Here is a 26,114-nt window from a genome sequence, read left to right as displayed (position 1 = left end):
TTGAAGTGAATGCAAGAGGGGCGCAAGCTGCGCCCCCGATCACTGTTTGACCGTGTCCTGAGGACAACCCTCAGGCCGCTATGCTTAGGATTCGAGCGCCCGGCGCAGCAGTTCCAGATCCTCGGCGATCTGACCGTCCGAGACCTTGAGTTCTTCGATCCGGCGCACCCCGTGCATGACGGTGGTGTGGTCGCGCCCGCCAAAGCGGCGGCCGATCTCGGGCAGAGAACGGCTGGTCATCTGTTTGCACAGATACATCGCCACCTGACGCGGGCGCGCGTAGCTGCGCAGGCGCTTGGGGCCGATCATGTCGCTCAGGCGGATGTTGTAATGGTCGGAAACCTTGCGCTGGATTTCCTCGACCGAAATCTTGCGCTCCGAGGCGCGCAGCACGTCGGCCAGACAATCCTGCGTCAGCCCCATGTCGATCTCGCGGCCCACCAGCGATGCGAAGGCGAAGAGGCGGGTCAGCGCACCTTCGAGCACGCGGACGTTCGAGGTGATGCGATGCGCGAGGAATTCCAACACTCCGTCGGCGACTTCGAGGTCGGGGTAGGTCTTGCGCTGCACGTCGACCTTGCTTTGCAGAATGCCGAGGCGCAACTCGTAGTCCGTGGGGTGCAGATCGACGATCAACCCGCATTGCAGGCGCGATTTCACGCGGTCTTCGAGATCCTTGATCTCACCCGGGGCGCGGTCGGCGGAGATGATGATCTGCTTATGCTGGTCCACAAGCGCGTTGAACGTGTGAAAGAACTCCTCCTGCGTGGAGTCTTTGCCCGCGATGAACTGCACGTCGTCGACCATCAGCACATCGACCGAGCGGAAGATTTCCTTGAAATCCATCATCTTACGGTCGCGCAGGGCCTGCACGAAACGGTACATGAACTGTTCAGCCGAGAGGTAGAGCACGTTCATCTCGGGCTTGCGCTCATGCAGCTCGCGGGCGATCGCGTGCATCAGGTGGGTCTTACCAAGGCCGACGCCCCCATAAAGGAACAGCGGGTTGAAGGTGACGGGGCCGCCTTCGGCGACACGGCGGGCGGCGGCATGGGCCAGTTCGTTGGGCTTGCCGACGACGAAATTGTCAAAGCTGAAGCGCGGGTCGAGCGGGGCGGTGCTGAGCTGCGAATTGGCGGCAGGTTTCGCGGCGGCCGAGGTCTGACGCGCAGCCGGGGCGGGCTTTTCGGCGGCAGAAGTAGGCTGCTGATTCAGGGCAAAGTTCAGACGCGTGGCATCGGTGCCGGTCGCGTTGATCTCATGCAGAATCAGGTCCGAGAAGTTCTGGCTGACGTAGTTGCCGAAGAAATTCGTCGGCACTTTGAGTGTCACGATTCCGTCTTCGACGGCGCCGGGCACAAGCGGTTCAATCCAGGTGGTGTAGTTGTTCTGCCCCACGGTCTTTAGAAGCCGCTCTTTGATCTCGCCCCAGTGATCTAATGTCATCGTGCCTTACGTCCCGCTTTGCTCTTCGCACAGAGGCCGAGTGGATCCCGGCCCTTAATACTGTTTCACCCGGCAACAGGTCATCCACCCGGTCCCACACGGATGACCGACCTGTGTCCTTCGGACTTTTAAAGAATGGCCTGCCCATGAGCCTTCTGTGCCGTAAACCGGCGCAAGAGGCGCTGAACGAACCGTTCGTGTTCTCATCGACAGGGTAAACGTGCTGGCAGCAGCATTCACGATGGTGCGCGGAACCGTCTGTGAACGGTCACTTGCACCCCCCTGAATTTGGCATTCTGCCAGTTGGCTGACGCCGTGTTCAGGGCCTGTCCCCCCAAGCGAAATGAATCGCTGGACCTTTGGTAGCAAGTGTTTCCGGTTCGCTTCAACATATCTTCCATCTTGACTCAGAGATTGCCGGAAAAGAATCTCTGGCGTGTTTTTTTCGCTGCACCCGCACGAAAAAAGGCGCCGCAATGCGGCGCCTCTTGTGTTTCTAAGGGCTTGGCTATGAAGCCAAATTAGCCCAGTGCTTTGACCCGCGCGGACAGGCGCGACATTTTGCGCGACGCGGTATTCTTGTGGAAAACGCCTTTGGTGACGCCGCGCATCAGCTCGGGCTGGGCGGCTTTCAGAGCGGCGGTTGCGGCTTCTTTATCACCGGAGGTGATCGCCTCTTCGACCTTGCGCAGGTAGGTGCGGATGCGCGAACGGCGTGCTTTGTTGATCGCAAAACGCTTTTCGTTTTGACGGGCGCGCTTTGCGGATTGACGGGTGTTTGCCATGAGTATCAGCCTTCGGGTTCATATGTTGCGTAGCAATGCGTGACGCCAACCCGACCGGAAATCCGGACCCCCTTGAGGTAGGTGATTCTAGCCAGAGCGGGCTGCACGCGCATGTATTGGTGCCGCCTATAAGGCAGCGGGCGCGGCAATGCAAGCCGCGCCGGGGGCGACGCTTATTTGTCGCGGAATTGCGCTTCGCGCTTTTCGAGGAAAGCGGACATGCCCTCTTTCTGGTCTTCGGTGTTGAACAGCGAATGGAACATGCGGCGTTCGAACAGCAGCCCCTCGCTCAGCGGCACCTCATAGGCGCGGTTCACGCATTCCTTGACCACGGTGGCCGAGATCATGGATTTCTCGGCGATCTTGGCAGCGGCGCCCATCGCCTCTTCCATCAGCTTTTTCACCGGCACCACGCGCGACACGAGGCCCGAGCGTTCGGCTTCTTCGGCATCCATGAAGCGGCCCGTGAGGTTCATGTCCATCGCTTTGGACTTGCCCACCAGACGGGTCAGACGCTGGGTGCCGCCGATGCCCGCCACGACGCCGAGGTTGATCTCGGGCTGGCCGAACTTGGCGCTTTCCGAACAGATGATAAAGTCGCACATCATCGCCAACTCGCAGCCCCCGCCGAGGGCATAGCCCGACACAGCGGCGATGATCGGCTTGCGCACGCGCAGAATCTGATCGGTCTCGGGCGTGAAAAGATCCCCCATGAAGACGTCGACAAAGCTTTTCTCGCGCATCATCGCGATATCGGCCCCGGCGGCGAATGCCTTCTCCGAGCCGGTGATGACGATGCAGCGGACCTTGTCGTTTTCCTGCGCGCTTTTCAGCGCCTTGGCGAGTTCACCCAGCAGCGCCTCGTTGAGCGCGTTCAGCGCATCCGGGCGGTTCAGGGTGATCAGGGCCACATGGTTGTCCACGTCCACGGTGATCGTTTCGTAAGCCATCAAGAATGCTCTTTGTTGTTGCGCTCAGGGGAATGTGCATACCACGGCACCCCCATGTTTCAAGTTATCTTTGGCAACGCGGACAATAGAAGGAAGAGCGTCCGCTTTGCACGATGCGCGCGATTGCCCCGTCGCAACCCGGTCTGCGGCAGGCTTGGCCCTCGCGGCCATAGACATCGAAACTATGTTGGAAATAGCCCAATTCGCCATCCGCCTGCCGAAAATCCTTGAGCGACGATCCCCCCGCCGTGATCGCGTCGGCCAGCACTTGGCGGATGATCGGCACCAGCCCGGCGACCCGCGTGGCCGAGATGCGCCCGGCCTTGCGGGCCGGGTGAATCCCCGCGCGGTAAAGCGCTTCGCAGACATAGATATTGCCCAAGCCCGCCACGATCCGTTGATCCAGCAGCGCGGATTTGATCGGCGTGTTGCGGCCTTTTAGCGCGGCGACCAGATGCGCTTCGTGAAAGTCGTTGCCCAAGGGTTCCGGCCCGAGCGAGGCCAGCAGCTTGTGCGTCTCGGCCCCGGCGGTGGGCATCAGATCCATCGCGCCGAAACGGCGCGGGTCGTTAAAGGTGATCCGCGCACCGTTACCCATATGCAACACGACATGGTCATGTTTCTCAGGTGCGGGGTGGTTGTGCTGAAATTGCCCCAGAGGGTCGCCCGAAACCAGCATCCGCCCGGACATGCCCAAATGGACCAAGAGCGATTCCCCGCTCGCCAGATCGGCGAGGATGTATTTCGACCGCCGCCGCAGCAAGCCGACGCGCTGCCCGGTCAGCCGCTCCGCCATCCGCTCGGGGAAGGGCCAGCGCAGATCGGGGCGGTTCACCTCGGCGCGGGCGATCACTTGGCCCTCCATCGCAGGGGCCAGCCCCCGGCGGACGGTTTCGACCTCTGGCAGTTCCGGCATCTCGGTTTCCCCTCTGGCTTGCCTGTGACAAAAGGCACGCATTGTCCCTGCCCCCCGGCACCCTATAACAAGGGACAGAACCAGAGGATCGCAAGAGCAGATGACCCAGGACGCTGACAAAACAACCCATTTCGGTTTCGAGACCGTGCCCGAACATGAAAAGGCCGGGCGCGTGCAGGGTGTGTTCAACTCCGTCGCCAGCAAATACGACATCATGAACGATGTGATGAGTATGGGGATCCACCGCGTCTGGAAAGAAGCGATGATGGACTGGCTCGCCCCGCGCCCCGGTCAGAAACTGCTCGATGTGGCGGGAGGCACTGGCGATGTGTCTTTCAAATTCCTCAAACGTGCCGGACACGGCCATGCCACGGTGCTCGACCTGACCGAGCCGATGCTGGTCGAAGGCCGCCAGCGGGCCGAGGCGGACAGGCTGACCGGCAGCCTCGATTGGGTCGTGGGCGACGCCATGGCGCTACCGTTCCCCGACAACACCTTCGACGTTTACACAATCAGCTTCGGCATCCGCAACGTGACCCGCCCGCAAGAGGCGCTGAACGAGGCGTACCGCGTGCTGCGCCCCGGTGGCCGTCTGATGGTGTTGGAGTTCAGCCAACTGCCCAATCCGGCGATGCAGAAGGCCTATGACCTCTACAGCTTCAATGTGATCCCGCGCATGGGCCAAGCCATCGCGGGCGACCGCGACAGCTATCAATATCTGGTCGAATCGATCCGCAATTTCCCCGATCAAGAGACCTTCCTGTCGATGGTCCGCGCGGCGGGCTTTGGTCAGGCCAAATATCGCAACCTGTCGATGGGGATCGCGGCGCTGCATTCGGGTTGGAAGCTCTGATGCGCGGTCCGCACAACATCTGGCGGTTGATCCGCACGGGCGCGACCTTGGAACGCGCCGGGGCGATGAATGTGGTGCTGGATGCTTTCGATGCCTCCCCGCCGCTGCGTTTCGTGGCCCGCGCGCTTGGCCTGCCGTTCAAATGGCTGGGCTACAAGGGCGACCCGACGATGCCGCCCGCCACCCGCGCGCTCACGGCGCTTGGCCCGGCCTACATCAAATTCGGTCAGGTGCTGTCGACCCGCCCCGATGTGGTGGGCGACGATCTGGCGGTGCAATTGCGCGTGTTGCAAGACAAGTTGCCGCCCTTCGACATGGCGCTGGCCCGCAGCGCGGTCGAGCAAGAGTTGGGCGAGCCGGTCAGCGCGATCTTTTCCGAGTTCAGCGAACCCGTCGCCGCGGCCTCCATCGCGCAGGTGCATCACGCGCGGCTGGCCGAGGCCGGCGAAGAGGTCGCCGTCAAAGTCCTGCGGCCCGGCATCGAAAAAGCCTTCCGCAAGGACATTGACGCCTTCTACCTCGCCGCCCGCATGGCCGAGATTTTCTCGCCCGGGTCGCGCCGCCTGCGCCCGATGGAGGTGATCGAACATTTCGATGGCGTCGTGCGGGGGGAGTTGGACCTGCGGCTCGAAAGTTCCGCCGCGTCGGAGTTCGCCGCCAACACCAAGGATGACGCCGGGTTTCAACTGCCCGAGATCAAATGGAATTATTCGGGCCGTCGCGTGATGACGCTGGGCTGGGCCGATGGGCTGCCGCTGGGCGACAATGCCGCGCTGGATGCGGCGGGGCACGACCGTGTGGCGCTGTCGGAGCGGGTGTTGCAACTCTTCCTTCAGCACGCCCTGCGCGACGGTTATTTCCACGCCGACATGCACCAAGGTAACCTCAAGGTCGCGGCCAACGGCGATATCATCGCCTATGACTTCGGCATCATGGGCCATATCGACAGCTACACCCGCCGGGTCTATGCCGAGATTCTCTATGGTTTCATCCGCCGCGACTACCAGCGCGTTGCCAAGGTGCATTTCGAGGCGGGATATGTCCCCGCCGATAAGGATGTCGATGAATTCGCCCGCGCCCTGCGTGCGGTGGGCGAGCCGATTTTCGGCATGGACGCCACCCGCATTTCCATGGCGCGGCTGCTGACCTATCTGTTTGAGGTGACCGAGCGTTTCGGCATGGAAACCCGGACCGAGCTGATCTTGCTGCAACGCACCATGGTCGTGGTCGAGGGCGTGGCCCGCTCGCTCAACCCGCATATCAACATCTGGGAAGTCGCCAGCCCCATCGTGACCGACTATATCACCAAGTCGCTCGGTCCGCGGGCCATCGTCTCTGATCTGCGCGACACGGCGATGGTCATGGCCCGCTTCGGCCCCCGCCTGCCCGGGCTGGTCGAACAGGCGCTGAACCGTCAGACCGAAGAGCAGCCCGAGCGCCAACCGCGTTTCTGGCGCTATATCGCGGCGACTGCGGTGATGTCCGGTGTGGCCGGGGCCACCACAATCGCCCTGATTGACGCACTGCTTTAGGGCAGGGGGCCGCGCGGCCCCCCGGCCTTCAGGCGATACGTTCGATGGCCATGGCGATGCCTTGCCCGCCGCCGATGCACATGGTGATCAACGCGCGTTTGCCGCCAATCCGCTCCAATTCATACAGCGCCTTCACGGTGATGATCGCCCCCGTCGCGCCGACCGGGTGGCCAAGCGCGATGGCCCCGCCGTTGGGGTTTACCTTTGCAGGATCGAAGCCCAGTTCCTTGCTTACGGCCAGCGCTTGGCTCGCGAAAGCCTCGTTGCTTTCTATCACGTCGAAGTCATCGGCCTTCAGGCCCGTGCGCTCCAGCAAACGGCGCACGGCAGGGACCGGGCCGATGCCCATGACCTCGGGGCGCACGCCGGCGTGGGCATAGCCGAGGATGCGGGCGCGGGGCGTCAGCCCGGCAGATTTCGCTGCCTCCGCGCGGGCCAGCACCAGCGCCGCGGCCCCGTCGTTGATGCCGCTGGCGTTGCCCGCCGTGACGCGGCCATCTTTCTGGAAGACGGGGCGCAGCCCGGCCAGCGCCTCGGCGGTCGTGGATTTGGGGTGTTCGTCGGTGTCGAAGGGCACCATGTCGCGCTTCACCTTCACATCGACCGGCACGATCTGGTCCTTGAAATGCCCTGCCGCGATGGCCGCCGCCGCGCGTTCCTGGCTTTGCAGGGCGAAGGCGTCCATTTCCTCGCGGGTGATCGTGTGTTCATCCGCCACGTTCTCTGCCGTCACGCCCATATGCCCGGTGCCGAAGGGGCAGTTCAGCGTGCCCAGCAGCATGTCGAGGCTGCGTGCATCGCCCATCTTCTGGCCCCAGCGGGCGTCGGGCAGCACATAGGGCGCGCGCGACATGCTTTCGGCACCACCGGCCAGCGCGAAGTCTGCATCGCCCAGCATCAGGCTCTGGGTGGCCGAGACCAGTGCCTGAACGCCCGAGCCACAAAGACGGTTCACATTCATCGCCGGCACCTCGTCGGGCACGCCCGCGTCGCGCGCGGCGACGCGGCTGAGGTACATGTCGCGCGGCTCGGTGTTGATGACGGTGCCAAAGACGACATGGCCGATCTGCGCCGGGTCAACGCCCGCGCGCTCCATCGCCGCCGCCGCGACGGTGCTGCCCAGCTTGGTGGGCGGTGTGGCGGCAAGGTTGCCGCCGAAAGTGCCGATGGCGGTGCGTGCGCCGCTCAGGATGACGATATCGTCTGACATGAAACTCTCCTCTGTCATTTGCCGGCACTATGGGCCGGGTACGCGGCAAAGTCAGCGGGAACGTCCCGTCATGCGGCGCCTTGACAGGAGCGGGGCGCCGCGCGACATATCCGCCATGACGGACAACACCGACAAGATCCTGACACAGCTGCCCGCCCGCCTGAAAGAGGCGCGGCAGGGGCAGGGGTTATCGCTCGACGCCGTGGCGAAGCTCTCAGGCGTGTCGCGCTCCATGGTCAGCCAGATCGAGCGCGGCGAATCGAGCCCCACCATCGCGACGCTGTGGAACCTCACCCGCGCGCTTCAGGTGGATTTTGCCGGTCTTCTCGACGCCGCCCCCGGCGAGCCGCAGATCGAGGTGCTGCGCAGTGCCGCCGTGCCGACGATCAGTAATCTGGGCGACGGTTGCCGCATTCGCATCCTGTCGCCGCCCGAGGAAGCCGGGCATCACGAGGTCTACGAGTTGCTTATCGCGGAGGGCGGCGTGCTCGACAGTGCGCCCCACACCCGCGGCGCGCGCGAGCATCTCAGTGTCTTCGAGGGCGCGGTGGAGGTCACCAGCGGCACCGGGACCGAGCGGCTGCAGGCCGGCGACACCGCGCGCTATGCCGCCGACGTGCCCCATGCGATCCGCGCGACAGAGGGGCCGGTGCGCGCCTTTCTGGTGGTTCAGGACGCCTAGTTTCCGCAATATCGGAAAAATTCCGCCATTCCGGAAATCCTCTATTTCGGAACCGCCTCCGTTATGGTAGACGCTCCCTGAAAAGGAGAGCCTCATGACCCAAGCATTTCTATCCCATGTCACCGACACCCTAGCCGAGATCGACGCCGAGGGCATGATGAAGCGCGAGCGGCTCATCACCACCCCGCAGGGCGGCGAAATAGCGGTGGGCGACCGCGAGGTCATCAACCTCTGCGCCAACAACTACCTCGGCCTCGCCGATCACCCCGAGCTTATTGCCGCCGCCAAGGAAGCGATGGACGAGAAGGGCTTTGGCATGGCCTCGGTCCGTTTCATCTGCGGCACGCAGGACATCCACCGCGAGTTGGAGCAGAAGCTGGCCAGCTTCCTGGGTCATGACGATTCGATCCTCTTCGCCGCCTGTTTCGACGCCAACGGCGGGCTCTTCGAGCCGCTGCTGGGGCCGGAGGACGCGGTGATCTCGGATGCGCTGAACCATGCCTCGATCATCGACGGCATCCGGCTCTGCAAGGCCAAGCGCTACCGCTATGCCAACAGCGACATGGCGGATCTGGAGGCCAAGCTGAAACAGGGCCGCGAGGATGGCGCGCGCTTCATCATGATCGCGACCGACGGGGTCTTCTCGATGGACGGCTATCTGGCAAAACTGCCAGAGATCGTGGCGCTGGCCGAGAAATACGAGGCGCTGGTGATGGTCGACGACTGCCATTCCACCGGCTTCATGGGGCCAAAGGGTGCCGGCACCCCGGCGCATCACGGGGTCAAGGTGGACATCGTGACCGGCACGCTGGGCAAGGCGCTCGGCGGGGCCATCGGTGGCTATATCGCGGGGCCGCAGCCGGTGATCGACCTGCTGCGCCAGCGCGCGCGGCCCTATCTATTCTCGAACTCGCTGCCGTCCTCCATCGTGCGCGCCGGCATCCGGGCGCTGGAACTGGTCGAGGAGGGCGACGACCTGCGCGCGCGTCTGTTCGAGAACACCGAATACTGGCGCGCGGGGCTGGAGAAGCTGGGCTTCGATCTGCTGCCCGGCGAGCATCCCATCGTGCCGGTCATGCTGGGCGAGGCGCAGGTGGCGCAGGACATGGCGGCGAAGCTTTTCGAGGAAGGCGTCTATGTCTCGGGCTTCTTCTTCCCGGTGGTGCCGCGCGGTCAGGCGCGCATCCGCACCCAGATGAACGCGGCGCTGGCCCGCGAACAATTGGACCGCGCGCTGAAAGCCTTCGAGACGGCCGGCAAGGCCTGTGGGGTGATCTGATGGCGGCGAACGAGATGAAGGCGCTGGCCAAACTGCACCCCCGCGAGGGGCTGTGGATGACCCATGCGCCGGTGCCCGAGATCGGCCCTGAGGACGTGCTGATCAAGATCAACAAGACCGGCATCTGCGGCACCGACATTCACATCTGGAACTGGGACGACTGGGCCGCCGGGACCGTGCCGGTAGGGCTGATCACCGGCCATGAATTCGCCGGCGAGATCGTGGAGCTGGGCCGCAATGTCGAGGGGCTGGAGATCGGCCAGCGCTGCTCGGGCGAGGGGCATCTGATCGGCAAGCAGTCGCGGCAGAGCCGGGCGGGCAAGTTCCACCTCGATCCCGCGACGCGGGGCATCGGCGTCAATGAACAGGGGGCCTTTGCGCAATACCTCAAGCTGCCCGCCTTCAACGTGGTGCCGCTGCCGGACGAGATTTCCGACGACATCGGCGCGATCCTCGATCCTCTGGGCAATGCGGTGCATACCGCGCTGAGTTTTGATCTGGTGGGCGAGGATGTGTTGATCACCGGCGCGGGGCCCATCGGCATCATGGCCGCCGCGGTGGCGCGGCACGTCGGCGCGCGGCATGTGGTGATCACGGATGTGAACCCCGACCGGCTGGCGCTGGCGGCGAAGGTCGCCGATGTGGTGCCGGTGAACGTCGCCGAGGAGGATTTGGCTGATGTGATCCCGCGGCTGAAGATGAAACAGGGCTTTGACGTGGGCCTAGAGATGTCGGGCAACCAGCAAGCGCTGGACCAGATGGTGGAGGCGATGACCATGGGCGGGCGCATCGCCATGCTGGGCATCCCGCCGGGCAAGTCGCCGGTGGACTGGAGCCGGATTGTTTTCAAGGCGATCACCATCAAGGGCGTCTATGGCCGCGAGATTTTCGAGACCTGGTACAAGATGATCGCCATGCTGGAAAACGGGCTGGACGTCTCGGCCATCATCACCCACCGCTTTGGAGTCGATGAGTTCGAACAGGGGTTCGCCGCGATGAAATCGGGGCGGTCAGGCAAGGTGGTGCTGGACTGGACCTGAACCGCTCACGGGCGCAGGCGATTGCGCCCCTGTTGCGTGAGAACCCAAACGTCTTCCCCTTCGAACACCGCTGCGCAGAGCGGTTTGCCATAGCCCGCCCCGGTGTCGAGGTTCACCCGGTTGCCATAGTGCATGGCGCTGTCGACCGGCGTGTGGCCATGGACGATCAGCTTGGGATGCGGCGCGGTGTATTGGTGAAACTCCTTGCGGATCCACAGCAGATCATTCTCGCGCTGATCATCCAGCGGCACCTCCGGGCGGATGCCCGCATGGGCAAAGAACAGGTCGGGCGTTTGATGTGATAGGGCGAGGGTCTTGAGGAAATCCACATGGCTCTGCGGCACCGCTGCGCGGGCTTTCTCATGCACCTCTGACATCCGGTCGCGCCCGCTGACCGATACGCCGTAGGACCCCAGCGTCGTGTCGCCGCCCAAACGCGGGTTCAGCCAGTTAAGCTCAACCAGCAGCAGCGGATCGTGACGAGGGAAATCCTCCATGAACCAGCTGAACATGCGGTCGTGATTGCCCATGAGGAAGGTCCAGTTGCGGCCCTCGGCTTTGCCCTGCGCAAGCCGTTCGATCACCGCTTTGCTGTCGGGGCCGCGGTCGGTGTAATCTCCGAGGAAAACGATGCGCGCGCCCGGCCCGCCGTCTTCTTCGATCAGGGTCAAAACGCGCTCAAGCTCGGCGGCGTAACCGTGGATGTCTCCGATGGCATAGATGGGGCTGGGCATGATCGTTCCTGTCCTTCTGCACCCCCTCGTGATGCCGCAAAGCGGAGGGGAAGGGAAGGCTTAGGCCCGACAATGCCCCAAAAGCAAAAGCGCCCCGCGAGGGGGCGCTTCCAGATTGTGCAGGTCGTGCGGGCCTTAGGCCACGTCGAATTGCAGCGGCTTGATCTGCCGGAACATGCCGGTGTCGCGCAGCTTGCCGATCACTGTCTCGGGCACTTGATCATCGACATAGAGCAAGGCAATCGCCTCGCCCTTGGCGGTGTGGCGGCCAAGAGTAAAGTTGGCGATGTTCACGCCGTTCTCGCCCATGGTCTGGCCCAATGTGCCGATGATGCCCGGCACGTCTTCGTTGGTGGTGTAGAGCATATGCTCCCCGATCTCGGCGTCGATGGTGATGCCCTTGATCTGGATGAAGCGCGGCTTGCCGTCCGAGAAGACGGTGCCCGCGATGGAGCGCTCGCGCTTCTCGGTCACCACGGTCACCTTGACATAGCCGTCAAAGACGCCGGATTTGTCTTGGTTGGTGGTGCTGATCTGGATGCCCTTTTCACGGGCAACCACGGGGGCCGAGACCATGTTCACGTCCGGGTTGGCGCGCTTCATGATGCCCGCGACGACGCCGCAGTTCAGCGCCTTGAGGTTCATCTTTGCGACCGAACCGTCGTAGAGGATGTTGATCGCCTTGATCGGCTCGTCCGTCATCTGTCCGATGAAGGCACCCAGATGCCCGGCTAGTTTGACCCATGGGCCCATGACCTTGGCCTCTTCGGCGGTGACCGAGGGCATGTTCAGCGCGTTGGTAACGGCGCCGGTCAGCAGGTAGTCGGACATCTGCTCGGCCACCTGCAGGGCCACGTTCTCCTGCGCCTCGGTGGTCGCGGCGCCGAGGTGCGGGGTGCAGACCACGTTGGGCAGATTGAAGAGCGGGTTCTCCTTGGCCGGTTCCTCGGCGAAGACGTCGAAGCCCGCGCCCGCTACATGGCCCGACTTCAGCAGGTCGGCCAGCGCTTCCTCGTCCACCAAACCGCCGCGGGCGCAGTTGATGATGCGCACGCCGGGCTTGGTTTTTTCGAGGTTCTCGCGGCTCAGGATATTCGCGGTCTGCTCGGTGTACGGCACGTGCAGGGTGATGAAGTCGGCGCGGGAGAGAAGCTCGTCCAGTTCGACCTTCTCGACGCCCATCTTCTCGGCCTTCTCTTCGCCCAGGAAGGGGTCATAGGCCACGACCTTCATCTTCAGCCCGCGCGCGCGGTCGCAGACGATGCCGCCGATGTTGCCCGCGCCGATCACGCCAAGGGTCTTGCCGGTCAGCTCGACCCCCATGAACTTGGACTTCTCCCATTTGCCCGCATGGGTGGAGGCGCTTGCCTCGGGGATCTGCCGCGCCACGGCGAACATCATCGCGATGGCATGTTCGGCGGTGGTGATCATGTTGCCGAAGGGCGTGTTCATCACGATCACACCCTGTTTCGAGGCGGCTTCCTTGTCGATGTTGTCGGTGCCGATGCCCGCGCGGCCAATCACCTTGAGGTTCGGCGCATTGGCGAGGATCTTTTCCGTCACCTTGGTGGCCGAGCGGATGGCGAGGCCATCATAGTTGCCGATGATCTCGGCCAGCTTGTCTTTGTCCTTGCCCAGATCGGGCTGAAAATCCACGTCGATGCCGCGGTCGCGGAAGATCTGAACGGCAGCTTCGGAGAGTTTGTCGGAAATGAGTACTTTGGGGGCCATGTGTCTGGTCCTTCATAAACGGGGTCAGCGGTGCGCAGAAACGCGCAGCCGACGAGAGGGGGGAGTAGGGTGCGCGATCCTCGCGCACCATCGCATCACGCGTTGATTTCGGCTTCAAAAGCCCATTCGAGCCAAGGCAGCATCGCCTCGATGTCCGCCGTCTCGACCGTGCCGCCGCACCAGATGCGCAGGCCCGGAGGGGCATCGCGGTAGGCGCCGATGTCCAGCGCCGCGCCCTCATCCGCCAGCCGCTTGGCCACGGCCTTGGCGAAGGCCGCACCGTCCGCGATGCGGTCGTCGGTGAACTTCAGGCAGACCGATGTGTTGGAGCGTGTCGCGGGATCGGTCGCGAGGAAGTCGATCCAGTCATGCGCCTCGACGAAATCGGCCACGGCCTTGGTGTTGGCATCGGCCCGCGCGATTAGGCCTTTCAGGCCGCCCACGGATTTGGCCCAGTCCAGCGCCAGCAGGTAATCCTCGACGCAGAGCATCGAGGGCGTGTTGATCGTCTCGCCGCGGAAGATGCCCTCGTTCAGCTTGCCGCCCTTGGTCAGGCGGAAGATCTTGGGCAGCGGCCACGCGGGGGTGTAATTCTCCAGCCGCTCGACAGCACGCGGGCTGAGGATCAGCATGCCATGCGCTGCTTCGCCGCCCAACACCTTCTGCCAAGAGAAGGTTGTCACATCGAGCTTGTCCCACGGCAGGTCCTGCGCGAAGGCGGCGGAGGTCGCGTCGCAGAGCGTGAGCCCCGCGCGGTCCGCCGGGATCACGTCGCCCGTGGGTACGCGCACGCCAGAGGTCGTGCCGTTCCAGGTAAAGCAGACGTCGTTGTCATAATTCAGCGCGGCCATGTCGACGATCTCGCCATACTCAGCGGTGTGGACCTGAGCCTCGATCTTCAGCTGCTTGACCACGTCGGTGACCCAGCCCGCGCCAAAGCTTTCCCAAGCGACCATCTCGGCCGGGCGTTCGCCCAAGAGCGACCACATGGCCATCTCGAAGGCGCCGGTGTCGGAGGCAGGCACGATGCCGATGCGGTAGTCGGCGGGCACGCCGAGCACTTCGCGGGTGGTCTCGATCGCCTCTGCGAGCTTGGCCTTGCCGGGCGCGGCACGGTGGCTGCGGCCCAGCGGTGCATCCGCGAGCTTGGTCAAATCGAATGTGGGGATTTTGGCGCAGGGGCCGGAGGAGAAACGCGGGTTTGCCGGTACGGCAACAGGTTTCGCTTCCGGGCGCGGTGCCGGTTGGTTCATAGCCATTGATGCTACCCTCTCAGATATTCGCCCTTCGTTGGGGAAGGGTGTCCCACTTGCCGGGATACGCGGGGAGGCCGGGCTGGCGCAAGTCGCAAAATGACGCTAGGACGCCGGTCATGTCGCTTTGCGCGGCGCGAATGATGCGGATCGGAAACTTATGTTCACGGCAATCTTGTTGACCTCCCCCACCAACCCCAGCCTCGACCCCGCGCTGGTGGAAAGCCTGCGCAATGCTTGGGGCGGGGGTGACGCGCTTTGGCTGGCCCCGGATGAGGCGGCGGAGTTCTCGCTGGCGCAGATGCCGGAAAACCGTTGGGATGTCTGGGAAAGCTGCCAATCCATGGGGGTCGATCTGGTGATCGTGCCGACAGAGGGCCGCCGCAAGAAGATGCTGCTGGCCGATATGGACAGCACGATGATCCAGCAAGAATGTATCGACGAATTGGCCGATGAAGCAGGCGTCGGGGAGCGCGTGAAAGAGATCACCGCCCGCGCCATGAACGGTGAGTTGGATTTCGACGGCGCCCTGCGCGAACGGGTCGGCCTGTTGAAAGGTTTGGAAGCCAGCGTGATCGACAAGGTCTTGGCCGAGCGGATCACCCTGATGCCCGGCGGCGGGGCGCTGGTGGGCACAATGAAGGCCAATGGCGGCTATGCCGCGCTGGTCTCGGGCGGGTTCACCGCCTTCACAGCCAAAGTGGCCGAGATGCTGGGCTTTGATGAGAATCGCGCCAATACGCTGCTGGTTGAACAGGCCGCGCTGACGGGCGATGTGGGGCTTCCGATCCTTGGGCGCGAGGCCAAGGTCACCGCGCTGGAAGAGATCACGGCAAAGCTGGGGATCACCGAGGATCAGGTCATCGCCGTGGGTGATGGGGCCAATGATCTGGGCATGTTGGGGCGCGCTGGCATGGGCGTTGCGCTGCATGCCAAACCGTCGGTTGCGGCGGAATGCGACATCCGCATCAACTTCGGCGATTTGACCGCGCTGCTGTTCGTGCAGGGCTATGCGCGTACCGAATTCGCGGGCTGAGACTGCCCGTGTGGCGCTGCCGCTTCGTTTCAGCAAAGCGGCAGCGCGAGAGGCTTAAAGCAGCCCCGCCGCCGGTTTCAGCATCCCGGTCTCAAGCCCGCGCCAGTTCTTGATCGACGCGTTCATCCGCTTGAGCGCGGCGGGGTGGTTGGCGTCCAGCGCCCCCAGTTTGACCATCAGCGCGGTGATCGCACATTCGGCGGCACGGGTGGTGCCGCAAGCGGCTTTCAATGCAATGCCCAGCTTACGCTCGGGCCAGATGGCAATGAAGAACCCTTCGGCCCCGGTTTTCAACGCGACCTTGCCGTCCATCGCCCGCATCAGTTCTGTGCAGGCACGGCCTTCGCCCGCGACGAGTTCGGGGTGCAGGCGCATGGCTTCGTGCAGGCGCGCCTCGGCAGAGCCTTCGGGGGCGGCGGCGAAATGGGCCATGGCGCGGGCCATACCGTGCAGGGTGCAGGCGTAATTCGGGGCCGAGCAGCCGTCGATCCCATAGCCGGGGGAGGTTTCTTGCGTGACCGTCTCGAAAGCCTCAAGGCAGGCTTTTTGCACCGCATGGTCCGGCTTTTCGTAATCGGCACCGCCGCCCAGATGTTGGTTCAGCGTCAGGAAGCCTGCGTGTTTGCCCGAGCAGTTGTTGTGGATTTGGCAGGGTTTCTCATGAGCGCGGATCAGCCCCTCCATCGCGTCGCGGTCGGCGGGCTCCTGCGGGCCGCAGCGAAAGGCGTCGTCGTCCAGACCCAGCGTGTCGAGCCAGACGCCCACCCGGTCGGTGTGGATGGCGGCCCCCTGGTGCGAGGCGCAGGCCAGCGCCAGTTGCTCGGTGCTTAGCCCCGCCTTATCCGCCGCGCCGGAATTGATCAGCGGCAGCGCTTGGATCATCTTGGAAGAAGAGCGCGGCAGAATGACCTTTTCCGGGTCGCCCCAAGCCTCGACAATCTGGCCGCTGGCGTCGCAGATCACGGCGTGACCGGAATGCACGCTTTCCAGAAAGGGTCCGCGCCAGATTTCCGCAAAGGGGGCTGCTTTGGTCATGAGGTTCATCCTGTTTCTGGGCGAAAACCTGCCAATCAGGGTTTCGTCGGTCGCGCGTTTGCCGTTATTGTGGTTGGTGTCGAACAGATAACAGACACCCGCAAGAGAGCAACCCGCCCGAGGTTGCCCGGTTGGGGTCTGTGGACGTGTTGAGGTCAAGGACGGCTGGAGGCTGGACAGATGGGAATGATGAAGACATGTGGTCTTGCACTTGGGGCGCTCGCCCTTGTGGCGAGCGGCGCAGTGGCGCAGGAGCAGAGCACCAACCGGGTGGCGGCCAAGACCGACTGGAGCGTCTTTGTAGAAGATAACCCGACGGAATGCTGGGGCGTCTCGACGCCCAAGGAAGTCGTGAACACACGCGATGGGCGTGTGGTGGCGGTGAACCGGGGCCAGACATTGCTGATGGTATTCTATCGTCCTTCGGCAGAGGCCAAGGGTCAGGTTGCTTTCACCGGCGGCTATCCTTTCGCCTCGGGCTCGACCGTGACGATGAGCATTTCGGGCAATACCTATGAGCTGTTCACCGAAGGCGAATGGGCATGGCCCGCGACAACGGCGGATGACGCCAAGATCATCGCCGCGATGAAACGCGGTGCGGATGCGACGCTGGTCGGCAAGTCTTCGCGCGGGACGCAGACCAAGGACACATTCTCGCTGCTGGGCTTCACCGCTGCGGTTGAAGATGCGGAGAAGCGCTGCGGGGGGTGAGCCTCTGCGATTTGAGAGTTTGGGACGGCCTCGCGATTGCGGGGCCGTTTTTGTTTGGGGCGAACGTGCCACCCGGGCCCGGGACAAGCCGCAGGCGCCGGGCCATCGCCTGCCCTCCCCCCGGGTAGGCGATTTGGTGAGGCTGTGCGTGACTTCGCGTGCGCACATCATGGTTGAGGCATAAAGTGGTATCGAAAATATGTTGGTTCGCCGACCCGCGGGCAGGCGATGGCCCTCGCACGAAAAGCCGCGGCTTCCTTTCGGGAGCCGCGGCTAAGAATACGTCGTATATTTCGGCGTCAGGCCGCCCGCGAGAGCGGCGCCGCCACTTCTTCCTCGATAAACGCGCCATGCAGCGCCTTGATCACCGGTTGCAGGCTCTCCCGCTCGACGATGAACTGCACGTCCACGTTGCGTGGTCCTTGGCTCGCGCCGATCGCCGTCTCGCCAGCCTCGGCGATGGCCACAAGGCCCCGTTGCAACACCGACAAGCCGTTCAGATCGCGCCCGATGACCGAGGCCATGGACAGCGTGCGAGTGGTGATCTCGGCGGTGGGGTAGATCTCTGCCAGATCCTTCTCCACCCGGCGCATCGTTTTCAGCGAGGCGTCCAGATAATGGGTGATCGTATTGGCATTCGAGACCTTCGAGACGATCCGCACGTTGTGCCGCGTCAGCACGTCGAGGATCGCGGTGTCATAGCCTTTGACGCCGACCATGTCCTGCTCGAAGAGTTCCAACGTGACGATGTCGAGACCGGTCACGATTTCTACCGCGGGCGCTTCGGCCTGACGGTCGTCGATCAGCGTGCCGGGGTCTTCGGGCTCGAAAGCATTGGTCACGCGCAGCGGCACGTCGGCCTGACGCAGGGTCTTGGCTGCCTTGGGGTGGATCGCCTCCATCCCCATGTTCGAGAGTTGGTCCGCCACGTCGTAGTTCGTGCGGCCGATCTTCTTGACGGCATGCTCGCCCACCAGTTTCGGGTCACAGGACGACAGGTGGAACTCCTTGTGAATGATCGCCTCGCGCGCGCCGGTGAGGGCGGCAAGCTTGGAGAAGGTCACCTCGGAATAGCCGCGGTCGAACTCGCGCATCAGACCTTCGGCGCATTGCGCATAGCCGGTCACGATGGGCATTTCCGTATGAGGGTCGATGCCCTCCATCGCCTGCGCGATGCGCTCGTCGAGGGTCACGTTGCCCTCGTCACGCCACCCCGAGAGGTCGACGAAACGGGCGTTTACGCCAGCGCGTTGCAGCAGGATTGTGGTGACGAAGGCGGAATGCGCCTCGCCCAGACCGGACAGCAACTCGCGGATTTGCAGCATATGCTCCGACAGGCGGAAGTGGCCATAGGCGCAAAGGCGCTGCAGGTCGATCAGGCAGTTGCGGGCACCATGGGTGCGCTCGGACACAAAGGCGTCGGCCTGTTCGATGTCGCCGGGATGCTCCAGCACCTCGCGGTGCACGCGCTGCATCTCGGCCGAGACGCGGGTCAGCGCCTCGTGCCAGCCGTGATCGTTGCTGGCATTGGCCAAATGGGCGTACACGCCCGGCTCGCCGGATTTCTTATGCTCCAGCAACAGGTTCGTGATCCCGCCAAAGGCGGAGACCACGAAGACGCGCCCATAGATGTCCGCGCCCTTACGGTCACCGACAAAGAGCGTATCTTTGAGTTGGTTCACGCGGGACATGGACGTCCCGCCGATTTTTTCGACAGTGTGGGACGGTTGAGTCATAAAACTTAAGCGACCTCCTCGGCAGGCGCATAGGAACCATCTTCGCGGTGCACTTCGTTGCCGGTGACCGGCGGGTTGAAGCAGCACGCCATGTGCAGTTCTTCCTCTGCGCGCAGGGTGTGTTTGTCGTTCAGGTTCAGGGCGTACATCACGCCGGGGGTGATCTCATGCGTCTCCCCGGTGGCGAGATCGGTGATCGAGCCTTTGCCCTTCATGCAATAGACGCTCTCGAAGTGATGCTTGTAGTGGAACGTGTGTTCCGACCCGGCCTCAAGAACGGTGATGTGGAAAGAGAACCCCATCTTGTCATCAGCCAGAAGCATCCGTGTGGAGGTCCATTTCGCATCCGCCACGTGACGGTCTGTGCCCTGAAGTTTGTTAAAATCGCGTACAATCATCGGTATTACTCCGCTGCCAGTTTCATGTTGCCCGTCACATCGCGGGTCGCTTGAAGAAGGATATCAAAGCCTTCGCGCATAACCTTCTCCGGCGTGGTGAGCGGGGCAAGATATTTTACGATCTCGTCGTTCGCGCCCGATGTTTCGATCACGAGGCCCAATTCATAGGCACGCGCGCAGATGGCACCGGCCAGCTCGCCCGAGCCGACGTCGACGCCCTGCATCAGGCCGCGGCCTTTCAGTGTGGCGCCGTCGACCAGATCGGCCACATCCTTAAGCGCGGTGGTCAGCAGCACGGCCTTCTCGGCCAGCGACTTTTCGAAGGTGTCATCGGACCAGAACTTTTCGATCGCGACGCGGGCGGTGACGAAGGCATGGGTGTTGCCCCGGAAGGTGCCGTTGTGCTCGGCTGGCTTCCAGATGTCATGCTCCGGCGCGATCAGCAGGGCTGCGAAGGGCAGGCCGAAGCCGGAAAGCGATTTCGCTTGGGTGATCATGTCAGGCTTGATGCCGGATGCTTCGAACGAGAAGAAGCTGCCCGAACGGCCACAGCCGGCCTGAATGTCGTCGATGATCAGCAGCGCGCCGTGTTTGCGGGCGATCTTCTCGATGCCCTGCATCCATGCGTCGGAGGCCGCGTTCAGACCGCCTTCGCCCTGGATCGGCTCAAAGATAAAGGCCGCAGGGGCGTCGATGCCCGAAGACGGGTTCGACAGCATCGCGTCGATCATCTCCAGCGTGTCGACGTTTTCGCCCAGCGAACCCTCAAACGGCATATGGGTCACATCCGCCAGCGATCCACCGCCCGCGCCGCCGCGCTTGCCAGCGTTGCCGGTGAGCGCCAGCGCGCCCATGGTCATGCCGTGAAAGCCGTTGGTGAAGGAGATGACGTTCTTGCGGCCGGTCACCTTGCGCGCGAGTTTGATCGCGGCTTCGACGGCATTGGTGCCGGTCGGGCCGGTCATCATGACCTTGTAGTCCATGCCGCGCGGCTTGAGGATTTTTTCCTCATAGGCAGTCAGGAAGGCGGCCTTCGTCTCACTGTGGAAGTCGAGGCCATGGGCGATGCCGTCATTGGTGATATGCTCGATCAGCGCGGCTTTCATGTCCGGGTCGTTGTGACCGTAGTTCAACGAAGAGCAACCGGCGAGGAAGTCGATGTAGCGGTTGCCCTCGGCGTCGAACATCTCCGACCCGCTGGCGCGGGTGAAAACGGCGTTCATGCCACGGCAGTAGGAGCGGGCTTCGCTCTCGCGGCGGGTAAAGATGGTCGTGTTCTGTGCCATGTCTTTAGGCATAGGGATATCCTTTCTCTTTGAGAGAATTCATCGTGTCGATTGTCAGAAGGGGGTTTAGGCCGCGCGCTTGACCGCATCGCTGCTGGGCAGCGTGATGGTCACCATATGCTCGGTGTCATGGGCGCCGTCGAAATGGGCGTCCTTGGTGAAATGCGGCGCATCGGAAAGCTCGCCGCCCACGGTATTGGCAAAGCTGCGGAACAGGCCCCAGGAGGCGTCGTTGTCGCGGGTGATCGTGGTCTTGAGGGTTTTCGCGTCCGCGGTCTCTACGCGGTTGACCAGTTCAAGGAGCATCGTCTTGCCCAGTCCCAGCCCGCGGGCTTTCTCGCTGACAGCGACCTGCCAGACAAAGAAGGCGTCCTGTGACGGGATCATATGGCCGGAAATCCAGCCCACGATCTCACCGTCCAGTTCCGCCACCACGCAGGTGTCGCGGAAGTGGTCGGCCTGAATGAGGTTCGCATAGAGCGAGTTTTCGTCGAGCGGCTTGCAGTCGCGGATCAACCGCCAGATCGCGGCTCCGTCCTCGGCATCTGGCTTACGCAACTTGGGTGTGCGGGCTTTTGTCATGTCGAGTTTCTTCTGCATCCGTTCGGGGCTCCCTTGATTGTTCGATAGGCTAAGTAAGCCATCCGCGGTATTAGTTCAACAATCAAAGCAAAATACCTGAAAATACGCTAATAGCGTGGTTTGGCAGCCATACTGATGTGCATTTTTGTTTCGATTTTTGAATGAAGTTTGCCTGTTTCGCTTAGGTGTACTAAGCGTTTTCGAGCCGTTTTCACCGATTGCCGGAAATGCCCCCAATGTGCGAGGATGCACCATGACGCAAAAACACCCCGACCGGGTCGACGAATCCCTGATCGCCCTGCGCCGCATCCTGCGGGCCACTGAACTTTATGCCCGTGACCTCGCGCAGGCCGCAGGGGTCACGCCCGCGCAATTGCGGGTCTTGCAGATCGTGGGCGAGAAGACGGACCCGACAGCCAAGATGCTCGCCACCCAGATGGGGGTGAGCCAGGCCACGGTGACTGCGCTGGTAGACAAGCTCGTGGCCCGGGGCCTCGTGACGCGTCTGACCTCGGCGCAGGATCGGCGGCAAACCAACATCAGGCTGACCCAGCAGGGCGAAGATGTGCTGGAGGAAGCCCCCGATGCGTTGCAGCAACGCTATGTCCGCGCCTTTGCCGATCTGGCCGATTGGGAACAGGCGCAGCTTGTTTCCTCACTCGAGCGTGTCGCGGCGATGCTGAACGTCGACGACCTTGATGCGGCCCCGGTGCTGGCGACCGGCGAATTGCGCACCACCAAGAAGGCTTACTGAACGGGCTAGCCCGCGCGCCGGGCCAAACCCTTTTGCAATTTGCGCCATTCCCTATATAGAGACCCATCCCTAGCCAGTGAGTCTTTGCAATGTCCGCTTCCGCGCCCATCACTCAAGACGTGATGACCATCCCCCGCAAGCAGCCCGAGGGACCGATCAACCTTGTCGGTCTGACCCGTGACGCCATGCGCGACGTGTTGATCGCCAATGGCACGCCCGAGAAACAGGCGAAGATGCGCGTGGGTCAGATCTGGCAGTGGATCTACCAGTGGGGGGTGCGGGATTTCGACTCCATGACCAACCTCGCCAAGGCGTACCGCGCTCAATTGGCTGAAAAATTCGTGATCGAAGTGCCCGAGGTTGTGACCCGCAAAGTGAGTGAGGACGGCACCCGCAAGTACCTCGTCCGGATCGCGGGCGGCCATGAGGTCGAGGTGGTCTATATCCCCGAGGAGGGCCGCGGCACGCTTTGCGTCTCAAGCCAAGTGGGCTGCACGCTGACCTGCTCCTTCTGCCACACCGGCACCCAGAAACTGGTGCGCAACCTCACGGCGGGCGAGATCATCGGCCAAGTCATGGTGGCGCGCGACGATCTGGGCGAATGGCCCGAAATCGGTGCGCCCAAGGATGAGACCCGGCTTCTGAGCAACATCGTGCTCATGGGCATGGGTGAGCCGCTCTATAACTTCGAGAACGTGCGCGACGCGATGAAGATCGCCATGGACGCCGAGGGCATCCAGCTTTCGCGCCGCCGTATCACGCTTTCGACCTCGGGCGTCGTGCCCGAGATCCACCGCACCGCCGCCGAGATTGGCTGCCAGTTGGCCGTGTCTTTCCATGCCACCACCGACGAGGTGCGCAACAAGCTGGTGCCGATCAACAAGCGCTGGAACATCGAGGCACTGCTCGAAGCCCTGCGCGCCTATCCCAAGGTGAGCAATTCCGAACGGATCACCTTTGAATACGTGATGCTCAAGGACGTGAACGACAGCGACGAAGACGCGCATCGCTTGGTCAAGCTGATCGAGGGCATCCCGGCCAAGATCAACCTGATCCCCTTCAACGAGTGGCCCGGCTCGCCCTATGAGCGGTCGTCGAACAACCGCATCCGGGCCTTCGCCAATATCATCTATCAGGCCGGCTATGCCTCGCCGATCCGCACACCGCGGGGCGAAGACATCATGGCGGCCTGCGGTCAGCTCAAGTCGGCGACCGAGCGCGCGCGCAAGTCGCGCAAACAGATCGAAGCGGACGCGGGTCTGGGCGGTTAAACCAGCCCGGCGCGGTCCCGCGAAAGCGCTTCTTCAGTAACACCCTCGGCGGCGATGTCGCCGGGGATTTCCGCGCCTCGCACCAATGCCGCCGCGGCGCGGGCGAGCGCCGGGGCGGTCTGGATGCCATAGCCGCCTTGGCCAGCAAGCCAGAAGAACCCCTCACCCTCAGGATCATAGCCCGCCACCGGATCGCCATCGGGCAGGAAGCTGCGCAGCCCGGCCCAGCGGCTTTCGATGCGCGGACGTTCGAGGTCGAAGGCGGTTTCGATCCGGTCGATGCAGATCGCGATATCCAGTTCCTCGGGCTGCGCGTCGCAGGGGGGCGAGGGCGTGGCGTCAGCCGGAGAGATCAGCAGCTTGCCCGCATCGGCCTTGAGGTAGAACTGCTCGTCAATATCCACGACCATCGGCCAACGGTCCGGCACCATGCCCTCGGGCGGGGCCACCGTCAGCGCCGTGCGGCGTTTCGGGGTGAGGCCCGCAGGTTTTAACCCGGCCAGCGTGGCGATCTCATCCGCCCAAGCCCCTGCGGCATTGACGATCACCGGCGCGTGGAAGGTGCCTTGGTTTGTGTCGACCTGCCAGTCACCCTCTTTGCGAAGCGCCTGCACCTCGGCCTTGGTTTGCAAAACGCCGCCCGCCACGCGGAAGGTCTTGAGGTAATGTTGATGCAGCCCGTTCACGTCGATATCCGCCGCCGAAGCGTCCCGCAGCCCGCCGGTGGCATAGCCTTTGCGCAGCAGCGGCACGAGCGTAGCCACCTCGGCCCCGCTCAGCGGGGTGACATGGGGGCCCAACTCCTCGGCGGTGCGGGCGAGCGATGTCTGCTGGTCCTGCCGCGCGACGAAGACCGCGCCGCGGGGTTCCAGCAGCGGATGCGCCAGATGCGGGCTGGCAGGGTCGTGAAAGAACGCGGCAGAGGCACGAGAGAGGGCGCGGATCACCTCAGGTCCATAGGTCACCGTAAACAGCGCGGCAGAGCGGCCCGTGGTGTGATAGCCCGGCTGGCTTTCGCGCTCCAGCAGCAGCACCCGGCGGTCGCTGGACAGTTCAGCGGCGACAGAGGCGCCCGCAATGCCCGCACCGATCACGATGCAATCGAAACCTGTCGTTGAATTGTTCATACTCTGCCCTCTCTGCGCAGAGGCTAGCACCGCCCGCGGCGGGGCAAAAGGGCCGAAGCGCGGTCCGCCTCTGCCCCTGCGGGCAATCGGATGAATCCGCCATATTGTTGCAATTGCATGAAATTTTCGCCCGGCGCGGCAAAGCCGTTGACCGAACGCCCCGCCCGGCGCAGTCTGTCACAAAGGGCGCATGCGGTGATGCCGAACGCGCCCCGACCCACAGGAGTGCTGCCCCATGTCCGAACCGACCCTTTCCAGAACCCTTCCCGCGCTGACGCTGGCCTTTGGCCTGATGGCCTCGGCTTCCGCCGCTGCCGAGCTTGTTCTCGGCATGCAGCAGGAGCCCACGTCGCTCGATCCCACGGCGGATGCCACCGCCTCCATCGACAGCATGATGACGCAGAACGTCTTCGAATCGCTGACCATCGTGGCCGAGAACGGGGAAGTGCAACCCAATCTCGCGACGTCTTGGGAGGTGTCGGAAGACGGGCTGACCTATACCTTCACACTGGCCGAAGGCGTGACCTTCCACGACGGCAGCACGCTCGACGCCGACGATGTAGTCTATTCCTTCGACCGCGCCATGGGTGAAGACAGCGTGAACCCGTCGAAGGACATTTTCGAGCCGATCGAAAGCGTCAAGGCCGTGGATCCCCAAACGGTCGAGATCACGCTCACGAACAAGGATGCCTTCTTCCTGTTCAACATGGGGCAGGGTGACAGCGCCATCGTGGCTTCGGAAAGCGTGGAGACCAACAACGCCAATCCGGTGGGCTCCGGCCCCTTCAAGTTCGACAGTTGGACTCGCGGCGACCGGCTGACGCTGGTCAAGAACCCCGATCACCGCGATGCGGATGACGTGGCGCTCGACAAGGTGGTCTTCCGCTTTATCTCCGACCCCGCAGCCGCCACTGCGGCGATGATGGCCGAAGAGCTCGACGCTTTCCCCGGCTTCCCCGCGCCGGAACTGCTGCCGCAGTTCGAGGCCGACCCGCGCTTCCGCGTCAACGTCGGCTCGACTGAGGGCGAAGTGATCCTCGCCATGAACAACGCCAAGCCGCCCTTTGACAACGTCGAGGTGCGCCGCGCCGTGGCCACCGCCATCGACCGTGACGAGATCATCGAGGGCGCGATGTATGGCCAGGCCGTGCCGATCGGTAGCTTCTACCCGCCGCATGGCACCGCCTATGTCGACCTGACGGACGCCTATCCGCATGACAGCGCCAAGGCCGAGGAGATGTTCGAGGCGGCGGGGGTCGCGGGGGCCACCATGACCCTGCGCGTGCCGCCGTTCCCTTACGCCACTCGCTCGGCCGAAATCATCCAGAACCAGCTGTCGGAGGCCGGGATCGACGCTAAGGTCGAGAATGTCGAATGGGGCTTCTGGATCGATGAGGTCTACAAGAAGAAGAACTACGACATGACCATCATCGCCCACACGAGCCCCAACGACATGGGCAACTTCGCCCGCGGCCCGGACTACTTCTACGGCTACGACAATGCCGAGATGACCGCGCTTTGGGAGAAGATCCAAACTGAGGTCGACGCCGAGGCGCGCAATGAACTGCTCAAGCAGGGCCAGCAGATGCTGTCCGACCAGTCGGTGCATGGCTTCCTGTTCCAGCTGCCTCTTTTGGGCGTCTTCCGTCAGGAGGTCGAAGGCTACTGGTCCTCCTCGCCCGTGCTCTACATGCCGCTGAAGAACGTGCGCATCGCCGACTGACCTGAAACGGCCGCGGTGCCCCCGGCACCGCGGCTCTTGGACCT

At 63.3% G+C, this 26,114-nt stretch carries 24 protein-coding genes; 10 read left to right on the top strand and 14 right to left on the bottom strand.

Going from position 1 to position 26,114, the window contains the following annotated elements; all coding sequences use genetic code 11:
- Positions 1-84: 84 nt before the first annotated feature.
- The 4 genes from dnaA to mutM all read right to left on the bottom strand — a co-directional run bounded on the left by dnaA (position 85) and on the right by mutM (position 4,097).
- Positions 85-1,446: a chromosomal replication initiator protein DnaA gene (gene dnaA, locus ACGYLD_RS05805; protein ID WP_271692618.1), complete on the bottom strand. Its 1,362-nt coding sequence runs from the start codon at positions 1,444-1,446 to the stop codon at positions 85-87.
- A gap of 521 nt (positions 1,447-1,967) precedes the next feature.
- Positions 1,968-2,231, bottom strand: coding sequence for a 30S ribosomal protein S20 (gene rpsT, locus ACGYLD_RS05800; protein WP_067261164.1), 264 nt, complete (start codon positions 2,229-2,231; stop codon positions 1,968-1,970).
- A gap of 173 nt (positions 2,232-2,404) precedes the next feature.
- Positions 2,405-3,181 carry an enoyl-CoA hydratase gene (locus ACGYLD_RS05795; protein WP_067261165.1) on the bottom strand — a complete coding sequence of 259 codons (777 nt, stop codon included), beginning with the start codon at positions 3,179-3,181 and terminating at the stop codon, positions 2,405-2,407.
- Between the two features lie 64 nt (positions 3,182-3,245).
- On the bottom strand, positions 3,246-4,097 hold the full coding sequence (gene mutM / locus ACGYLD_RS05790; protein WP_209216843.1) for a bifunctional DNA-formamidopyrimidine glycosylase/DNA-(apurinic or apyrimidinic site) lyase: 852 nt from the start codon (positions 4,095-4,097) through the stop codon (positions 3,246-3,248).
- Between the two features lie 100 nt (positions 4,098-4,197).
- On the opposite strand from mutM, the gene ubiE reads away from it, so the two are divergent.
- Positions 4,198-4,950, top strand: coding sequence for a bifunctional demethylmenaquinone methyltransferase/2-methoxy-6-polyprenyl-1,4-benzoquinol methylase UbiE (gene ubiE, locus ACGYLD_RS05785; RefSeq protein WP_067261168.1), 753 nt, complete (start codon positions 4,198-4,200; stop codon positions 4,948-4,950).
- A complete protein-coding gene (ubiB, locus tag ACGYLD_RS05780) occupies positions 4,950-6,482 on the top strand; it encodes a 2-polyprenylphenol 6-hydroxylase (protein WP_271692617.1) in 1,533 nt (510 codons plus the stop codon). Before ubiE ends, ubiB begins: the two co-directional genes overlap by 1 nt.
- A gap of 28 nt (positions 6,483-6,510) precedes the next feature.
- Here the strand turns inward: ubiB and ACGYLD_RS05775 are convergent, their stop codons facing one another.
- Positions 6,511-7,692, bottom strand: coding sequence for an acetyl-CoA C-acyltransferase family protein (locus ACGYLD_RS05775; RefSeq protein ID WP_271692616.1), 1,182 nt, complete (start codon positions 7,690-7,692; stop codon positions 6,511-6,513).
- 115 nt (positions 7,693-7,807) lie between these two features.
- Between ACGYLD_RS05775 and ACGYLD_RS05770 the strand changes: the two genes are divergently transcribed.
- From ACGYLD_RS05770 to tdh, 3 genes are all read left to right on the top strand, one after another.
- The gene (locus ACGYLD_RS05770; RefSeq protein ID WP_209216998.1) at positions 7,808-8,374 is read left to right on the top strand and encodes a helix-turn-helix domain-containing protein; all 567 of its coding nucleotides are present in this window, start codon (positions 7,808-7,810) and stop codon (positions 8,372-8,374) included.
- Positions 8,375-8,468: 94 nt separating this feature from the next.
- Positions 8,469-9,653: a glycine C-acetyltransferase gene (locus ACGYLD_RS05765; RefSeq protein WP_271692615.1), complete on the top strand. Its 1,185-nt coding sequence runs from the start codon at positions 8,469-8,471 to the stop codon at positions 9,651-9,653.
- Positions 9,653-10,693, top strand: a complete 1,041-nt coding sequence (gene tdh, locus ACGYLD_RS05760; RefSeq protein WP_271692614.1) for an L-threonine 3-dehydrogenase — start codon at positions 9,653-9,655, stop codon at positions 10,691-10,693. Before ACGYLD_RS05765 ends, tdh begins: the two co-directional genes overlap by 1 nt.
- 5 nt (positions 10,694-10,698) lie before the next feature.
- Here the strand turns inward: tdh and ACGYLD_RS05755 are convergent, their stop codons facing one another.
- The 3 genes from ACGYLD_RS05755 to ACGYLD_RS05745 all read right to left on the bottom strand — a co-directional run bounded on the left by ACGYLD_RS05755 (position 10,699) and on the right by ACGYLD_RS05745 (position 14,417).
- Positions 10,699-11,427, bottom strand: a complete 729-nt coding sequence (locus ACGYLD_RS05755) for a metallophosphoesterase family protein (protein WP_271692613.1) — start codon at positions 11,425-11,427, stop codon at positions 10,699-10,701.
- 135 nt (positions 11,428-11,562) lie between these two features.
- A complete protein-coding gene (serA, locus tag ACGYLD_RS05750; protein WP_209216830.1) occupies positions 11,563-13,158 on the bottom strand; it encodes a phosphoglycerate dehydrogenase in 1,596 nt (531 codons plus the stop codon).
- Between the two features lie 95 nt (positions 13,159-13,253).
- Entirely contained in the window at positions 13,254-14,417 is a 1,164-nt protein-coding gene (locus ACGYLD_RS05745) for a phosphoserine transaminase (protein ID WP_271692612.1), read from the bottom strand.
- A 154-nt stretch (positions 14,418-14,571) separates the two neighbouring features.
- Between ACGYLD_RS05745 and serB the strand changes: the two genes are divergently transcribed.
- A complete protein-coding gene (serB, locus tag ACGYLD_RS05740) occupies positions 14,572-15,447 on the top strand; it encodes a phosphoserine phosphatase SerB (RefSeq protein WP_271692611.1) in 876 nt (291 codons plus the stop codon).
- 54 nt (positions 15,448-15,501) lie between these two features.
- Here the strand turns inward: serB and ACGYLD_RS05735 are convergent, their stop codons facing one another.
- A complete protein-coding gene (locus ACGYLD_RS05735; protein ID WP_271692610.1) occupies positions 15,502-16,482 on the bottom strand; it encodes an asparaginase in 981 nt (326 codons plus the stop codon).
- A 186-nt stretch (positions 16,483-16,668) separates the two neighbouring features.
- On the opposite strand from ACGYLD_RS05735, the gene ACGYLD_RS05730 reads away from it, so the two are divergent.
- On the top strand, positions 16,669-17,193 hold the full coding sequence (locus tag ACGYLD_RS05730; RefSeq protein WP_082851954.1) for an invasion associated locus B family protein: 525 nt from the start codon (positions 16,669-16,671) through the stop codon (positions 17,191-17,193).
- Between the two features lie 299 nt (positions 17,194-17,492).
- On the opposite strand, the gene ACGYLD_RS05725 is transcribed toward ACGYLD_RS05730, so the two are convergent.
- The 4 genes from ACGYLD_RS05725 to ectA are packed head-to-tail and all read right to left on the bottom strand — an operon-like array spanning position 17,493 to position 21,213.
- The gene (locus tag ACGYLD_RS05725; protein ID WP_067261587.1) at positions 17,493-18,929 is read right to left on the bottom strand and encodes an aspartate kinase; all 1,437 of its coding nucleotides are present in this window, start codon (positions 18,927-18,929) and stop codon (positions 17,493-17,495) included.
- Between the two features lie 5 nt (positions 18,930-18,934).
- The gene (locus ACGYLD_RS05720; RefSeq protein WP_271692608.1) at positions 18,935-19,327 is read right to left on the bottom strand and encodes an ectoine synthase; all 393 of its coding nucleotides are present in this window, start codon (positions 19,325-19,327) and stop codon (positions 18,935-18,937) included.
- Between the two features lie 5 nt (positions 19,328-19,332).
- Positions 19,333-20,625, bottom strand: a complete 1,293-nt coding sequence (gene ectB / locus ACGYLD_RS05715) for a diaminobutyrate--2-oxoglutarate transaminase (RefSeq protein WP_271692607.1) — start codon at positions 20,623-20,625, stop codon at positions 19,333-19,335.
- Between the two features lie 54 nt (positions 20,626-20,679).
- Positions 20,680-21,213, bottom strand: a complete 534-nt coding sequence (gene ectA, locus ACGYLD_RS05710; RefSeq protein ID WP_394401604.1) for a diaminobutyrate acetyltransferase — start codon at positions 21,211-21,213, stop codon at positions 20,680-20,682.
- Between the two features lie 235 nt (positions 21,214-21,448).
- Here ectA and ACGYLD_RS05705 point away from each other — a divergent pair, with 235 nt between their 5' ends.
- Together ACGYLD_RS05705 and rlmN are read left to right on the top strand one after the other, a co-directional pair.
- Complete coding sequence (locus ACGYLD_RS05705) at positions 21,449-21,949, top strand: MarR family winged helix-turn-helix transcriptional regulator (RefSeq protein WP_271692605.1); 501 nt, start codon at positions 21,449-21,451, stop codon at positions 21,947-21,949.
- An 89-nt stretch (positions 21,950-22,038) separates the two neighbouring features.
- Positions 22,039-23,220, top strand: coding sequence for a 23S rRNA (adenine(2503)-C(2))-methyltransferase RlmN (gene rlmN / locus ACGYLD_RS05700; RefSeq protein ID WP_271692604.1), 1,182 nt, complete (start codon positions 22,039-22,041; stop codon positions 23,218-23,220).
- Here the strand turns inward: rlmN and ACGYLD_RS05695 are convergent.
- Positions 23,217-24,347 (bottom strand): FAD-binding oxidoreductase, encoded by a 1,131-nt coding sequence (locus ACGYLD_RS05695; protein ID WP_271692603.1) that lies wholly within the window; start codon positions 24,345-24,347, stop codon positions 23,217-23,219. The genes rlmN and ACGYLD_RS05695 overlap by 4 nt on opposite strands.
- A 235-nt stretch (positions 24,348-24,582) precedes the next feature.
- On the opposite strand from ACGYLD_RS05695, the gene ACGYLD_RS05690 reads away from it, so the two are divergent.
- The gene (locus ACGYLD_RS05690) at positions 24,583-26,070 is read left to right on the top strand and encodes an ABC transporter substrate-binding protein (protein ID WP_271692602.1); all 1,488 of its coding nucleotides are present in this window, start codon (positions 24,583-24,585) and stop codon (positions 26,068-26,070) included.
- Positions 26,071-26,114 lie beyond the last annotated feature (44 nt).

Source organism: Sulfitobacter sp. 1A12056 (genome assembly GCF_043558125.1).
Lineage (GTDB): Bacteria > Pseudomonadota > Alphaproteobacteria > Rhodobacterales > Rhodobacteraceae > Sulfitobacter > Sulfitobacter faviae.
This window is presented reverse-complemented; position numbering and strand designations above follow the sequence as displayed.